Source organism: Arenimonas soli (assembly GCF_014643775.1).
GTDB lineage: Bacteria > Pseudomonadota > Gammaproteobacteria > Xanthomonadales > Xanthomonadaceae > Arenimonas > Arenimonas soli.
Map to the genome: position 1 here is coordinate 168,201 of NZ_BMKC01000004.1, position 15,801 is coordinate 184,001.

Here is a 15,801-nt window from a genome sequence, read left to right on the forward strand (position 1 = left end):
TCAGATCTCGGCGGCGAGCTCGTCGAGCAGCGCCTTGTGGGCGTTGCCGTCGATCTCCTTGCGGATCAGCTTCTCGGCACCGGCGACCGCGAGCGCGGAAACCTGGCGACGCAGGTCTTCCTTGGCGCGGTTGGCGGCCGAGTCGATTTCCGACAGGGCGAGCGCCTTCTGGCGACCGGCCTCGGCGATGGCTTCGACCTTGGCGGCATCGATGATCTGGTTCGCGCGGCCGTGGGCCTGCTCGATGATCTCGTTGGCCTTGGTACGGGCTTCGCGCAGGGCCTCGGCGACCTTCTCTTCCGCCTGGGCCAGGTCCTTCTTGCTGCGGTCGGCCGCGGCCAGGCCTTCGGCGATCTTCTGCTGGCGCTCTTCGATGGCGCCCATCATCGGCGGCCAGACGAACTTGTACGAGAACCAGATCAGGATCGCGAACGCGAGGGCCTGTCCGATAAAGGTGGCGTTGATTTCCATTGCGACTACTCCGCGATGACGAGGCAAGTGACGCCGCGGCACATGGCCGGCGGCGTCACCATGGCGACCCGACTGATCAGGCCAGCTGGGCCAGCAGCGGGTTCGCGAACGCGAAGAACAGCGCGATGGCCAGGCCGATGATGAACGCGGCGTCGATCAGGCCGGCCAGCAGGAACATGCGGCCGGACAGCATCGGAACCAGCTCGGGCTGGCGGGCGGCGCTCTCGAGGAACTTCGAGCCCATGATGCCGATGCCGATGCAGGCGCCGAGCGCGCCCAGGCCGATGATGATGCCGATGGCAAGGGCGGTCGAGCTCTGGATGGCGGCGACGAGAGACATGTCCATGGTGCAATCCTTTTTTACAAGTCGGTTGGGGTTAGGACGAAAACAAAAACTAAGGGGTGGAACTGGATCAGTGCGCTTCCGTGGACATCGACAGATAGACCACGGTGAGGATCATGAAGATGAAGGCCTGGAGCGTGATGACCAGGATGTGGAAGATCGACCAGCCCGCACCCGCCAGCACCGCGCCCAGGAAGGCCAGGATGCCGCCGGAGGTGCCGCCGAAGCCGCCCACGTCCATGATGAAGTGGCCGCCGGCCGCGCCCAGCAGGGCGATCAGCAGGAAGACCAGCTCGCCGGCGTACATGTTGCCGAACAGTCGCATGGCCAGGCTGACCGGCTTGGACAGCAGCTCGATGATGTTCAGGCCGATGTTCGCCGGGGCCAGCACGATCTTCATGAACATGCCGTCGGCGTGGAAGGGCGCGGTGAACAGCTCCTTGGTGAAACCGAACGCACCCTTGGCCTTGACCGAGAAGACGATCATCAGCAGCAGCACCGACAGGGACATGCCGATCGTGATGTTGAGGTCGGTCGTCGGCACGGCGCGGAAGTATTCGGCGCCGAAGAGCTTGGCGATGCCCGGCGCGAGGTCGACCGGGATCATCTTCACGGAGTTCATCAGGAAGATCCACACGAAGATCGTCAGCGCCAGCGGGGCGACGAACCTGCGGTTGCCGTGGAACACGTCGCGGACCTGCGTGTCGACGAACTCGACGGCCAGTTCAAGGAAGGCCTGCAGCTTGCCCGGCACGCCGGCGGTGGCGCGGCGGCCGACGAACCAGAACAGGCCCAGGCCCAGCACGCCGATGGCCAGCGACATGATCAGGCTGTCGACGTTCAGGTTCCAAAAGATGCCCTCGCCAATGGACACCCGCCAATGCTGGAGATGGTGCGTGACGTATTCGCTGGGACTGTCACCGGCGACTTGCATGAGTCGGTTCATCGAAGCAACCAAGGCAGACTGAAAATTTGGGCGAGGGCGGCGAGTGACGCGCCCCCGAGGACATGGGCGGGAGGGAGGCCCTGGGTCATGGCCAGCACGAGACCCGCGCCGACCACCAACCACTTGAGCACCGTTCCCAGGAGCAACCGGCTGAACATCCGGACTGCCGGAGCCGAGCGCGACCTCAGCTCCGTTCGCCAGCTGAAGACCCACTGTGCCGCCGCGATCACCGCCGCACCCGCCAGCCAGGCCAGGGCGGCTTCCCTGCCCGCCCAGACCGCCGCGATGCCGGCGGCGGCGCACCCGAGGGCCAGCTGGAAGACCGGCAACCGATGGGCGTGGGGCGAAACGGGAGGGGACGCGCGGTTCAAGTAGGACTCAGTAGCGTTCCCTGAAGCCGCAAAAGTATAGCAGCCGCCCTTTGGAGGGGACAAGTCGCAAACGACCCGCCCGCCCGGGGGCGGGGGCTCGTGTTTTGCGATGGCCGGGGCGCTTCAGCCCGGCCGTCCGGCCGGGCCTTCCGGGGCCATCTAGGGCACAGCGCAGCCCTGGGTGGTGCCCGGGCCGCCCAGGGGCTGGACCAGGTCGTTTCCGGTCCAGGTGCCCGGCACGCCGCCGCCGTAGATGGCGTCGAGCTGCATCTGCACCAGGCCGGTGGCGTCGAAGCGACGGCGCAGGGTGCCGATATCGGTGCGCGCCGGCGCGCCGTTGCGTTCGCACAGGGGGCAGAAACCGGCGAGCTGCTCCAGCGGCATGGTCGCGTCCGCGCCCAGGAAGCTCGGCGCTTCGGAAGTAAGGAAGCGCGGCACGCCGCGGCCGTCGTACACGAAGGCGGCGTAGAATTCGTAGTCCGGGAACATCTGCACGCTGTAGCCGGTGCCGGCCCGCGCCGGATCGAACCAGTGCGAACTGGCATCGAGCTCATTGCCCGCCAGCGTCGGGCAACCCTGGCCCAGCGGCTGGAACGCCTCGGAGCCGGTTTCCCCGTCCAGGCGATAGCTGAAGATGAGTCCGCCCTCGGTCAGGGTCGCGCTGGCGTGGCCGACCACGGTGAGCTCGTTGCTGCTGCCGTTCCAGGCCGCGCGATACAGCGGCGACCGCCACTGCCCCGTGGTGCCCGGCCCGGTGCCCTGCAGGTAGTACCAGGTCGGCGTGCCGTCCTGGAAATAGGTGTACCAGAGCCCGGCGACCGAGCTGCCGGCCGGATACAGGAACAGGCCGTGCCCGGACCGGTCCGGGTTGAAGAAGCTGCCCCGCGGCATCTCCGCCGCCTGCGCCTGGTGGGTTGCCGACACGTCGACCTGGCGCGTTTCCCCGGACGTATTGACCAGGGTCACGTACCAGCGGCCGGGGGCAAGGTCGGCTTCGCCCAGGTTGATCGTGTCGAAGGCGACGCCGGGGAAGACATGCCGCGCCTGACCGCGGGCGGGCGCCGGGGCGATGAGGGCACTGCCGTTGTCCGGCGCGGCCTGCGCCAGGTAAACGTCCACGGGCCCGCCCTGGATCGACAGCTGCAGGCTGCTGACGCCTTGCGGCAGGTCGATGAACAGCTGTTCGTCGGCCATGCCCGCACCGATCGCCCGGGAACTGGCGCGGCCATCGAGCAGGACCAGGCCGGGGCCCGGTTGGTCCTGCGTACGGTCAATGCGCACCGGGAAGTAAGCCAGGGCGCCCGTGCCGCGGTCTTCCAGGGCCACCAGGCCGATCGTGGCCTGCCCTTCGACCATGCCCGGAAGGTTCCACGAAACCCGCGACGCGAACGCCTCGCCGGCCGGCACCACGCCGGGGCCGGTCGCGACGAAACCATCGTCCTGGGCAAAGGGCCGGGCCTGGATGACGGTCGCGCGGTGCAGCACGGCCTCCACCGGCGCCGCGCCGCGGTTGTGCACCAGCACCCAGGCACCCACGTCGTCGTTGAGCTCAACGCGAACCCCCTGTTCGCAGCGTTCCAGCGAATCACCCATCGCCGCGGTGCAGCGGGTTTCCTCCGGGTCGGGGCGGCCGTTGCCGTTGTCGTCCAGGCCCATGTAGACGTCGACGTCCGCGCCCTGCAGGCCCTGCACCTGGGCGAAGTCGCGATGGTCCCGGAAGAACGGATCGCCGGAACCCGGGAAGGACGGGTAGGAAATCAGGTAGTTGAACGCCTGGGTGCCCTGCCCGTCCCACGGGGTTTCCGGGGTCGGGTCGGCTTCCAGCGCAACCAGCTCGCCCATGGCCGCCACGAAACCGCGGCCTTCGATGCGAAGGTTCGGCCAGGCGCGCAGCCCCGCCAGGGGCACGTCGATGAAGCCGGTGCCGGTTTCGGAATCAACCTGCACGTCCAGCGCGGGCCGCACCAGCACCTGCACCAGGCCTTCGCTGCAGCGACCGCCCGCCTCGCACAGGCGATAGGCCAGCATGTCTTCGACGAAAGCGTTCGCCGGCGGCGTGTAGACCAGGCTGTCGTCGGCCACGGTACCCGAGGTGCCGTTGGTATCGACCTGCACGCTGCCATGGACGGGCTGTTCCACGATCGCCAGGCTGCCGCCCTGCAGCGCCGCGGCGGCGAAGACGTCGTTGGCCAGTACTTCGATGGTGGTCGCCGCGGCATTCTCGAGCAGCACCACGCGGTCATCGCGGGCCACCAGGGGCGAGGTCTGCGCGCTGCCGTCGTCGTCGAGCAGGGTCACCAGCGCGGCGTCGGCCGACGGCGTGGCGCCGACCACGTTGCCCAGGCGAAGCAGTAGGGTTTCATCGGCTTCGTCCAGGGTGTCGCCATTAACCAGCAGCGGCACCTGCACTTCAAGCTGGCCGGCCGGTATTTCCAGGCCGGACAGTCCGGCTGCGTCGAAGTCGACGCCGGCGGTGGCGGTCACGCCCTGGGCCAGCAGCGAGAACCCGACGTCCTGGTCGGCGGCGGCGTCCAGGAAAACCCGCACGTTCGCCGGCTGCAGCCCGAGGTTGCCTTCGACCACCGACAGCGATTCGACCGACAGCAGCGGGCGCGCCGGTTCGCTGGCCGAATCATCGTCGAGGATCGTCACCCAGACGATGGAGTCGTCCACCCGTGCGCCGGTCAGCCCACCCAGGGCGACGTAGAAGGACTCGTCGCCCTCGTCGATGGAATCGCCGATCACCGTCACGCTGAACTGCATCGAGGTGGCGCCGGCCGGGATCTCCAGGCCCTGAAAGCTCGCGTAGACGAAATCCTGGGACGCCGACGCGGAGCTCGACCCGGTTTCCGCGTCGAAGCGCACCGGCTGGTTGGAGGGGTGCGACAGCGTGGCGGTAAGCACCGCCTCGCGGATGCCGTCGTCGCCTTCTTCGATCGAGAAGTCCGGGATCGAAAGCGTGGGCACCGGGTCGTCGCTCAGGATCGTGGCCACGCCCTGGCCCTTGGCGATGCCGGCACCCGAGGCCGACAGGATGTTGAGCGCGAATACTTCGTCCGGCTCGACCAGGGTGTCGCCGCGCACGCCGACATCGAGTGGGACGGCAGTCTGCCCCGCAGGGATCAGGATGCTGAAGCTGCGCGGCACGTAATCGGTATGGGTCGCCGATGCCGAGGCCGTGGCCAGGGACACCGACACCGGGCCGGCGGCCGCGGCACTGAGCTGCAGCGTGAAGCGGGCGGTGCGTTGGCCGCTGTTGCCTTCGGTCACCAGGATGTCGTCCAGGCTCAGGGTCGGCAGGGCGCCGGCCGTGGCCTCGGGCATCAGCCCGGCCACCAGGGCCGCGGTTTCGGCGATGCCGCGGCCGTTGTCGGCTTCGTCGGCGATGCCGCAGGGCTGGCCCAGGCAGTCGCTCAGGTCCGGCGTGGAAAACAGGCCGAGGCGATTCTGCGGGCCGGTGCTGTAGGCCATGATGGTTGCGAAGCCGGTGTTGTCCGGCAGCGTCTGGCGGTAACCTCGCGAATATTCGAAGGCGCCGTAGTCGCCGGCGGCGGTGTCGAAGTCGTGGTGGGCGCCCTGGTTGTGGCCCAGTTCGTGCGAGAAGGTCCACTCGCCGCAGCCGTCGGTGCCAAAGCCCTTGTCGGCGGTGACGCTGAAACCGTAACGCAGTACGAACGGGTTGCCGTGGTAGCCGCCCAGCCAGCCCACGCCGCAGCTGGTCTGGTTGACGCGGTCGAAGTTGCGCATCAGCTTGACCAGGTCGGCGCCGTACTGCACCCGCACCCGGTCGATTTCCTCCTTGATCGCCAGGCTCGAGTCGTTGGTGATGGCGTAGAGCGCATCGCTGTTGTCGGCATCCGCCGGGAAATCGACGAGATGGGTGGCGACCACGCGGATCTCCAGGTCCATGCCGGTGTCGACATAGGCCTGGTTGGTGATCGACTCGAGGTAGGCAATACGCGTCTGAACCGCCACGACGCTGCCCCAGACCTCCACCAGCGACGCCTGGTAGGCCACCAGCACGTCCAGCCGCGGCGTGCCTTCGGCCTTCGTGGCTTCCTGGCGCTTGCGCAGGTCGCGCTCGGCCGGGGTCGGCTCCGGCGGCAGCAGCACGTCGGGACCGGTCGGCCGCGCGATTTCCTCGTCCTCGAGGATGCGCGAGGTGCCGTGGCGGGTTTCGAGCCGGAGCGCGGGACCCTTGGCCTGCGGGATCCAGCCGAACGCATGCCCGTCCTTCACGACCAGGGTGGCCGTCTGTTCGCCGGCGCCGGTCTGCACGGCGGCGGTCCACACCAGCGTGCCGTCGTCGCGATGCCGCACCTGCCGGACCGTCGCCGGGACGGCCCGGTCCGCGCTGCCCGGCAGCCAGACGACATCACCCTGCCTGGCGGCAGCCAACTGGGCCTGGTCCACGTGAACAGGGGTGCCGGCGGCGGCGCCCGGAGCGGCCGTCTTTTCAATCGCGGGCTGGATGGGGCCCTGTTCGAAAACCACGGCCGCGGCAGCCAGCGGCGACGTGGCGATCAGGGCAAGGCACAAAAGGGCGAGGCGCACGGTCCCATCTCCATCCGGATTCAGACCCCCCTTTTACCAAGCGTCAGGGCACGGCGCACCCTTGCGTCGTGCCCGGCCCACCCAGCGGCTGCACGGCGTCGTCGCCCGTCCATGCCCCCGGCACGCCACCGGTATAGATGGCGTCGAGCTCCATCTGCACCAGGCCGCCGGCGTCGAAACGCCGGCGCAGCGTGCCGATGTCGGCCCGCGTGGGCGCGCCGCCGCGGGTGCACAACGGACAGAAGCCCGTGAGCTGTTCCAGCGCCATCGTCGCGTCCGCGCCGAGGAAGGTCGGGGCTTCGGACGTGAGGAAGCGCGGCACGCCCTGGCCGTCGTAAACAAACGCGGCAAAAAATTCGTAGTCCGGGAACAGCTGCACGCTGTAGCCCGTGCCCGCCCGCGCCGGGTCGAACCAGTGCGAACTGGCGTCAAGCGGCTGGCCTGCGAGGCTGGGGCAACCGCGGCCCAGGGCGGTCAACAGTTCGGAGCCGGTTTCTCCGTCGAGTTCGTAGGTGAACTGCAACGCGTCTGCGCCCATCGGCGTAACCGACACCTGGCCGACGCGCGTGAGCCGGCGGCTTGAACCATTCCACGCAGCACGATGCAGGCCAGCCAGCCATATCCCGCTTTCACCCGGCGCCTCACCCTGCAGGTAGTACCAGGTAGGCGTCCGGTCCTGCAGGTAGGTGTACCAGAGTCCCGCCCATTGATTCCCCGCGGGATACAGGAACAGCCCATGGCCCGACCGATCGGGATTGAAGTAGCTGCCCGGAAGCGCGGCCGGCGTGCTTGCTTCGATGCGGGTGGCGAGCGTGACGGTCTGGCTGGCCTGCCCGCGGTTGACCACGGTGGCATACCAGCGACCTGGCGTCAGCGCGTTACCTTCGATCACCAGGTCGTTGCTGCCGATGCGACCCAGCAACGACGCCTGCGCGGAGGACACGGGCGGTGCCGCTGCGATTTCCGGCGACGACGGGGCATCGGCCCGGGCCAGGTGCAGGTCGGCGGGCAGTTCGCTGCCCAGGCGGATCGTCAGTCTTGTTGCACCGGCGGGAACATCGATGAAGAACCGGTCGTGGCTGGCTCCGGCCTCCAGCGTCTGTTCCAGGCCGACGGCCGTCGAGAGGGGCCTGGGTCCGGCATCGGGGTCGGTCCATGCGAGCGACCGGGGCGCCGGCGTGAAGGCGGTCCGGTGCAGCCGCACTGGCACCAGGCCGACCTCTGCCCCGGGCCCCGCCCTGAGCTTTAGCAAGGCAGCGCGGCGCGCACCTGAAGGCAGGCCCGGCACCTGCCAGGCCAGGCGCAAGGGAAAGGCCGTGCCTGCCGGCAGGCGGCCCGGGCCCGTGGCGCGCAGCTCGACCGTGCTGTCCCAGTCGTCCGCGGCCGTGATCGCGTATGCCTGCACCTCGACGGACCGGGTGGTCGTGTCGCGCAGATGGGCCATCACCCAGACATCCAGGCGCTGGCCGTCCTGCGCCCAGAGTTCGCAAGTTTCGGTGCCGGCCCCTGTCGCCGAGGTGCAGTGCAGTTCCGAAGGGTCGGCGCGACCATCGCGGTTGGCATCCAGGCCCAGGTAAAGATCCACGTCGCCGCCGCCCAGTGCGTGGGCGTCGGCCAGCACGCGCGTGCGGACGAAGGCCTCGCCCATGGGGAATACCCAGGTCCGGGTGCCGGCACCATTGAGGTCCCAGGGATATTCCGGCGTTGGGTCAGGCGACAGGACCGCGTCGCCGGACATGGGTGCAACCAGCGCGGTCGTGCTGAACATGGCACCGGGCAACGCCCGCAGGCCTTCGAAGGGCACATCCCGGAAACCGCTGCCGTCCTGGGTGGAAACATGGATGTCCGGGGCTGGCTGGACCTGGATGTTGACCAATGCCTCCGTGCAGCGACCGCCCGGTTCACAGGCGCGATAGACGAAAACGTCCTCGCCGGTGCTGTCCGGGGCTGGCATGTAACGAACCAGGTCGTCGCCCGCCGTGTTCGGCGTACCGCAGGTGTCGATGCTGGCTGATCCGCGGACAGGTCCGTCCACGACCTGCAGTTGTCCGCCTGCGAGTCGCTCGCGGGTCAGCGCATCGTTGGCCAGGACATCGAGTTCGGCGGGATCGGCGTTCTCCAGGACGACAAAACGATCGTCGCGGGCGATCATCGGCGGGGCCGGCATCGACCCGTCGTCATTGACGATGCGGCCCTCGGCCACCAGGTCGCCGGCCCGGGCGCCGGACACGTTCACCAGTTCCACGCGGAAGGTTTCGTCGGCCTCGGGCAGGGTGTCGCCCCGGACGTGGACCGAGACCAACGCAGCCGCCTGTCCGCGCGGTATCTGCCGACCGGTCTGGTGCAGCCGGATGTAGTCACTGCCCGCCTGCGCCGTGCCATCGTGGGTGATGACCCCGAACACCAAGGGCGCCGGCGCCGCGGTCGACAGGCTGACCATGAAATCAAGGGATCGCTGGCCATCGTCCCCTTCCGCGATGCTGGCGTCATGGATGCTGATTTCGGGCAACACCACGCCACCATCGTCGTCGCGGATGCGCGCCAATGCCTGGTTGTCGGCAAGTACGGCGCCTTGCACGTTTCCTACCGACAGGTAGAAAACCTCGTCACCCTCGGGCACGGTGTCGCCCACCACCGACACGGAGAAATGCAGGCGGTCCTGCCCCGGTTCGATGCGCAACCCGCGCCGGTCCACGGCCAGGTAGTCCAGGCCGGCGACGGCATTGCCTGGGTGGTTGCCGTAGTCGAAGGTGCGCACGTCGAAGGTGACGGGCGACGTGGCGACCTGGTCCAGGCTTGCGGTGAACGTGGCCGGCACCAGTCCGGCATCACCTTCCGCCAGGAAGACGTTGGCGACGGCGAGCCTCGGCAAGGGATCGTCGTTGATGATCGTCGCCAAACCCTGGCCCTTGCCAACCCTTGCCCCGGACACGGACACCACGTCGAGGGAAAACACTTCATCGACTTCCCCTTGCACGTCCCCCGATACGGACACATCGAAATGCGCCGAAACCTGGCCCGGTGCCAGCACCACGGTACCCGCGCGGAACGTGTAGTCATGTTCGCGCGCACTGCCATGCGAAGTCGCGAGCTCAATACTGACCGGCGAACCGGCAGCCTGGGACAGGCTGATTGGAAAACGCGCGACCACGGTGCCGCTGTCGCCTTCCAGGACCTCGACATCGCCTATGGACACGGCCGGGCCACTGGCCGCCATCGACGGCACGAGCGCTGCCAGGGCCGGCCCCACCTGCCCGAAGCCCCGCGCGTTGTCGGCCTCGGCCGCGTCGCCGCAGGGCGAACCAAAGCAACTGTTTTGCCGCGGGTTCGAGAAACGCCCCAGCTCCGTCGCCGATGCAAGGGGATAGGCCATGATCGTATAAAAGCCCTCGCCTGTTTCCAGCATCCGCCGGTATCCACGCGAATACGGGTAGACCCCATGCGCGCCCTGGCTGGTTTCGATGTCGTGGTGGGCACCCATGTTGTGGCCCAGTTCGTGCGCGAAAACGTAATCCCCGCAGTCGCCACCGCCGATTCCCAGGTCGACGGAGACCGAATAGGAATACTCCAGCCGGAACGCACTGCCGCTGAAACCACCCATCCAGGCAATGCCGCAGTTGGTCTGGATGCCCGGATCGTAGTCGCGCAGCATGGCCACCAGGTCCGCGCCATGCTGTTCGCGCAGTCGGTGAACGGCCGCCCGCACCGGGAGGTCCGATTCAGTGCTCATGTCGACCAGGGCCTGGCCGTTGTCATTGCGCGCAACGTAGTCGACCAGTTGCGCTGCAACCACGCGGATGCGCAGTTCGGCCTGGCTGTCCGCGTACGCCTGGTTGGTGGCCTCCTCCAGGAAGGCGATGCGTGCGCGCACCGCGTCGGCGGACCCCCAGGACTGCAGCAAGGCCGGTGTGTAGAGCACGCCTACGTCCACCAGCGGCGTGCCCGTGGACGTCATCGCGTCCTGCTGCTTGCGCAGGGCCACGTCGTCGGCGCCAGGTGGCGGCGGCAGTCGGAAGTCCGGGCTGTGCTCGCGTCGCGGCGCTGGCCCCTCAACCAGCCAGGCCAGCCCTTGCCGGGTCTGGAGGCGCAGCTGGCTGCCGTCGGCCTGGGGAATGCGACCGTGCACCAGGTCGTCACCGATTACGAGCAGGGCGGTTCCTTCGCCCCGTGCGGTTGCAACCCGTGCCGTCCACACCTGCAAGCCGTCCTCGCGCGTTCGTACCTGCGCCCGGTCGGCGATGACGGGCGAACCCGTCACGCCCGGGAGCAACAGGCGGCCCGTGCGGGCGCCGGCCTTGAGTGACGGGAAGTCGACCTGCACGGGATGCAGTCGCTCGCCTTCAACCACTTCCACGGAACGTGATGGATCCGCCGCGAAGTGGGGTCCGACTTCCATTGCCTGGGCCGCCGCCGGCAGCCCGGCTATCACCAGGAGCGCAAACGCTGGCCGTTTGCGTCTAGTTGGCATCGCACCCTTGCGTCGTGCCCGGCCCACCCAGCGGCTGCACGGCGTCGTCGCCCGTCCACGTCCCCGGCACGCCACCGGTATAGATGGCGTCGAGCTCCATCTGCACCAGGCCGCCGGCGTCGAAACGCCGGCGCAGCGTGCCGATGTCGGCCCGCGTGGGCGCGCCGCCGCGGGTGCACAGCGGGCAGAAGCCCGTGAGCTGTTCCAGCGCCATCGTCGCGTCCGCGCCGAGGAAGGTCGGGGCTTCGGAGGTGAGGAAGCGCGGCACGCCCTGGCCGTCGTATACAAACGCGGCGAAAAATTCGTAGTCCGGGAACAGCTGCACGCTGTAGCCCGTGCCCGCCCGCGCCGGGTCGAACCAGTGCGAACTGGCGTCCAGCGGCTGGCCTGCGAGGCTGGGGCAACCGCGGCCCAGGGCGACCAGGGGTTCCGAACCCGTCTGGCCGTCGAGTTCGTAGCTGAAGAGGAAGGCATCGGGGCCCGTCGGCGTGACGATGCCGCGGCCGATGGCGGTCAGGTGGTTGGAACTGCCGTTCCAGGCGGCGCGGTAGAGCTCGCCGGCCCAGACGCCGGTGGTTCCCGGGGCCGGGCCCTGCAGGTAGTACCAGGTGCTGCTGCCGTCCTGCAGGTAGGTGTACCAGAGCCCGGCCCACTGGTTCCCCGCCGGGTAAAGGAAGACGCCGTGGCCCGAACGGTCGGGATTGAAATAACTGCCCGGTCGCACGATCGGCGCGGCGCCCACCACCGTCGCGGTCAGGCTGAGGCTGGCATCGTCGTCCCCGGCGTTGACCGGCGTGACGTACCAGCGACCCGGGGACAGCGTCGAACCGCTGACCGACAGGGATTCGTTGCCGGTGGCGCCCACGGCCGAAGCGACCGCCTGCGTACGCGCGGGAGCGGGCGCGATGCCCGGCGACGACGGCGGCGCCGGGGCGGGCGCCAGGTAGAGGTCGACGTTCTGCCCGCTGCTGGTCTGCACGTCGAGCCGGCTTGCGCCCGCCGGCACGTCGATGAAAATCCTGTCCTGCGCCACGCCCGGCGCCAAACGCAGGGTCATCGCACGCCCGGAGTCGAGGGCGACCGCGGCGTTGACGGGATTGATGCGGTCCACGCGCACCGGGAAGCTGCCCACCGGCACCCCGGCGTTGCTGAGGTCCACGTAGCCCACGCGGGCTTCACCGGGCAGCAGGCCGTGGTCACGCCAGCCCAGTCGCAGCGCGAAGGCCTCGCCGGCGGCCAGGTGGCCCGGCCCGGTGGCCACCAGGCTGGCGTCGCCGGCCCCGGGCGGCACCAGGAAGACTTCGAGACGGGCCTGGTCCACGCGCGAACCACGGTTGTGCGCCATGAACCACACCGGCACGGCCGTGGCGCCGTCGGCTTCGACCTCCAGTTCGCAGCGCTCGGTGGCGGCACCCATCGCCGACACACAGGCCACTTCGCCGGCCGACGGCAGGCCGTCTGCGTTGGTGTCCCGGCCCAGGTAAAGGTCCAGCGTTCCGGCCACGGCGGAGCGCAGGTCGGCGACGACCCGCCAGGTGCCCGCCGGGCCGGCCGGCACGTCCAGGACGGTGAAGGCGGTGCCGTTGTTCTGGTCGTCCCAGGGCGAGCCGGGGCTGGTGTCGACAACGGTGTCGAGCACTTCCACGACCGGCGCCACCAGCGGACTTGCAGTCAATCGCAGCGAGGGCAGCGCACGCAGGCCCTCGCCCGCGACGTCCTGGTAGCCGGCGCCGGCGTCGGCCTCGAGCCGGGCGTCCACCAGCGGGCGCAGCACCAGCCGGACCCGGGCCTCGGCGCAGGTGCCCGGCGCGGCGCACACACGGTAGCGAAGGGTGTCGGTGCCGGAGGTGTTGGCCGTCGGCACATAGCGCACGGTGTCGTCCGCGGGCGTGCTGGTGCCGGCCGTGTCGATCGTGGCCGTGCCCCGCGTTGGCGCGTCCAGGATCCGGATTTCCCCGGTGCTGGAGAATCCGGAAGGCAGTGTGTCGTTGTCGAGCACGCCGAGCAGCGCCGGGCCGCTGTTTTCACGCAGCACGTAGCGGTCGTCGCGGACGGCGAACCCAAGGTCGGGCAGGTCGTCGTTGAGAATGTTGCCGAAAGCCTGGCTGCGCGTAACCCGGGCGCCGCTGACATTGCTGACCACCACCAGCATGTTTTCGTTGGCCTCGACCTCGGTGTCGCCGAACGTGGTGACGTCGTAGTACAGCAAGGTCTGGCCGGGCGCGATGACCAGGCCGGTGTCCTGCCGGGCCTGGTAATCGCTGCCGGCGAAGGCCGAGCGGTCGACGGTGCGCAGGTCGAAGCTCACCGGCGTGGCGCTGGCTTGCGTCAGCCGGACCGGGAACCGGAGCAGTCGCTGGCCGGCATTGCCTTCGCTGACCGAGGCATTGCCGATCGACAGGCGCGGCTGGTCCGTTGGACCGCCGTCGTCGTCGAGCAGGGTGGCCACGGCGCTGTCGTCGCCGACGTGGGCGCCGATGACATGGGACAGCGAAATGAAGAAGCTTTCGTTCTCCTCGGGCTGGGTGTCCCCCTTCGCGGGGATCGTGAACTGCGCCGAGGTCGCGCCGGCGGGAATGCTCAGCCCCTGCACCAGGACCGGGTCGAAATCCTCGCCTTCCGTGGCCGCGAAGGCGCCGGGAGCAAAACCGTGCGACTGGGCCTCGAAGGACACCAGGCCCGTGGAAGGCCGCGAAAGCACGACGGTGAAGGCGACATCGGTCGTGCCGGAATCGCCTTCCGGAACCTGGGTGTCGAGTACCGACAGGGTGGGCAGGTCTTCGTCGGTGGCGATGGTGCCCACGCCCTGTCCGTCCATCACCACCGCGCCGACCACGTCACGCAGGTTCAGCGCGAAATGTTCGTCGCGCTCGTTCACGCTGTCGCCGCGCACCTGCACCTGGACGTCCAGGCGGGTCTGGCCGGCCGGGATGACCAGGTCGTCCTGCGACATCGCCGTGTAGTCGCCATTGGCCACGGCGGTGCCGTTGCTGGTGAACACGCCGAAACTGACCGGGCCCGGCGCGGGCCGCGACAGGCTTACGGTGAACGTGGCCGGGCTGAATCCGAAGCTGCCTTCAACCACTCTTGCATCCGACACGGAGATGCCCGGCAGGGATTCATCGCGCGCCGGCCGGAAGCCGGCCAGGATCGGCGCGGACTGGCCGAATCCGCGGACGTTGTCGGCCTGGTTTTCTACGCCGCAGGACTGGCCCATGCAGGCGGCTATGCGCGGGTTCGACAGCAGGCCAAGCCGGACCTGCGGCGTTTCGGTGTAGGCCATGATGGTGGCGAAACCCTGCACCGGATCCAGCGTCCGGCGGTAGCCGCGCGAATAGGGGTAGGCGCCGTAGTCCCCTTCCGAAGTCTCGTCGTCATGGGTGGAGCCCATGTTGTGGCCCAGCTCATGGGTGAAGGTCCAGTCGCTGCAGGCTTCGCGACCAAAACCCCGGTCGCCGGTCACCGAAAAGCCCCGGGCCGGATCGTAGGCGCTGCCGTGGTAGCCCAGCAGCCAGGCGTTGCCGCAGCTGGTGTGCCGGGCGCGATCGAAGTGCCGCAGCATCGCGACCATGTCGGCGCCGTACTGCTCGCGCAGGCGATCAACCTCGAGTTTGATCGGCTTGCTGCTCGCGAACGTGATGTCGTCGAGCGCGTCCGGGTTGTCGTTGCGAAGCGCGTAGTCGACCAGGTGCATGCCGACGACGCGGACGCGCACGTTGGCCAGGCTGTCGATATAGGCCTGGTTGGACAGCGCCTCGAGCTGGGCGATGCGCGCACGCACGATCGAATCCCCGCCCCACAGGTCGAGCAGGTAGCCGGTGTAGACGACGACGAGGTCGATGACTGGTTCGCCACCGGCCTTGCGGGCCTCCTGCTGGCGCCGCCGCTCGCGCGAGGCCGCGTCAGGCTCGGGCGGCAAGCTTACGTCGGGACCAAAGGGCTCCACGACCAGGTCGCCGGCCTCGTCCAGGACCAGCCAGCTGCCGGTCGCATCGGTCAGGACCTGGGTCGCGCCGCCTTGCTTGCCGGGGATACGGCCGAACACGATGCCGTCGCCAATGGTGAAGACCACCGATTGCGGGCCCAGGTCGGTGTCGACCTGGCCGATCCAGGTCAGCAGCCCGTCCGGGCGGCGTTCGCTGCGCACGAAACGCAGCGGACGCTCGTCGCCCGGCACGCCCGGCTGCAGCACCTGGCCTGCCTTGGCGCTGCTGGCATCGAGCACGCGGCGGTCCAAGGTGACGGGCAGCAGCTGCACCCGCTCGGAACCGACAGTGCTTGCCTTGCGGTTCGTGTCGGTCAGCAGCAGCGACGGCGGTTTGGCGGCCACGTACGGCGCCTGCGCCAACAGCAGCAGCGGCAGCCAAAGGCGGAGGGCGGGATTCGGCATCGGCTGCGCGGCTCGCTATTCAGGGAACACCCCAAGCTGATACCGCCAGCCGGTCGGTGTGGCAAGTCCGCCCGGTCAGCCTGCAGTCAGGAAAGTGTTGGCCTGGCAACTTCGACGCAAAGAAAAACGCCACCCTTTTGGGGTGGCGTTTTAGGGGTAAAGCCCCTGGCGATGACCTACTCTTGCATGGCTTAGGCCACACTACCATTGGCGCAGCTGCGTTTCACTTCCGAGTTCGGGATGGGATCGGGTGGTTCC

Annotated in this window: 7 protein-coding genes and 1 rRNA gene; all 8 read right to left on the reverse strand. The window is 68.8% G+C overall.

The genetic code is table 11. The features are described 5' to 3' along the window. Positions 1–471, reverse strand: coding sequence for a F0F1 ATP synthase subunit B (locus IEX13_RS13975; protein ID WP_188665763.1), 471 nt, complete (start codon positions 469–471; stop codon positions 1–3). A 76-nt stretch (positions 472–547) separates the two neighbouring features. After that, positions 548–817, reverse strand: a complete 270-nt coding sequence (gene atpE / locus IEX13_RS13980; protein WP_188665765.1) for a F0F1 ATP synthase subunit C — start codon at positions 815–817, stop codon at positions 548–550. Positions 818–884: 67 nt separating this feature from the next. After that, positions 885–1,748 (reverse strand): F0F1 ATP synthase subunit A, encoded by an 864-nt coding sequence (gene atpB / locus IEX13_RS13985; protein WP_188665767.1) that lies wholly within the window; start codon positions 1,746–1,748, stop codon positions 885–887. Between the two features lie 8 nt (positions 1,749–1,756). Next, on the reverse strand, positions 1,757–2,131 hold the full coding sequence (locus IEX13_RS13990) for an ATP synthase subunit I (protein WP_188665769.1): 375 nt from the start codon (positions 2,129–2,131) through the stop codon (positions 1,757–1,759). Between the two features lie 159 nt (positions 2,132–2,290). After that, positions 2,291–6,685 (reverse strand): reprolysin-like metallopeptidase, encoded by a 4,395-nt coding sequence (locus IEX13_RS13995; protein ID WP_188665770.1) that lies wholly within the window; start codon positions 6,683–6,685, stop codon positions 2,291–2,293. Between the two features lie 43 nt (positions 6,686–6,728). Beyond that, complete coding sequence (locus IEX13_RS14000) at positions 6,729–11,039, reverse strand: reprolysin-like metallopeptidase (RefSeq protein ID WP_188665772.1); 4,311 nt, start codon at positions 11,037–11,039, stop codon at positions 6,729–6,731. Between the two features lie 103 nt (positions 11,040–11,142). Beyond that, positions 11,143–15,543 carry a Calx-beta domain-containing protein gene (locus IEX13_RS14005; protein ID WP_188665775.1) on the reverse strand — a complete coding sequence of 1,467 codons (4,401 nt, stop codon included), beginning with the start codon at positions 15,541–15,543 and terminating at the stop codon, positions 11,143–11,145. 163 nt (positions 15,544–15,706) lie between these two features. Then, positions 15,707–15,801, reverse strand: a 5S ribosomal RNA gene (rrf, locus tag IEX13_RS14010); the annotation flags it as partial.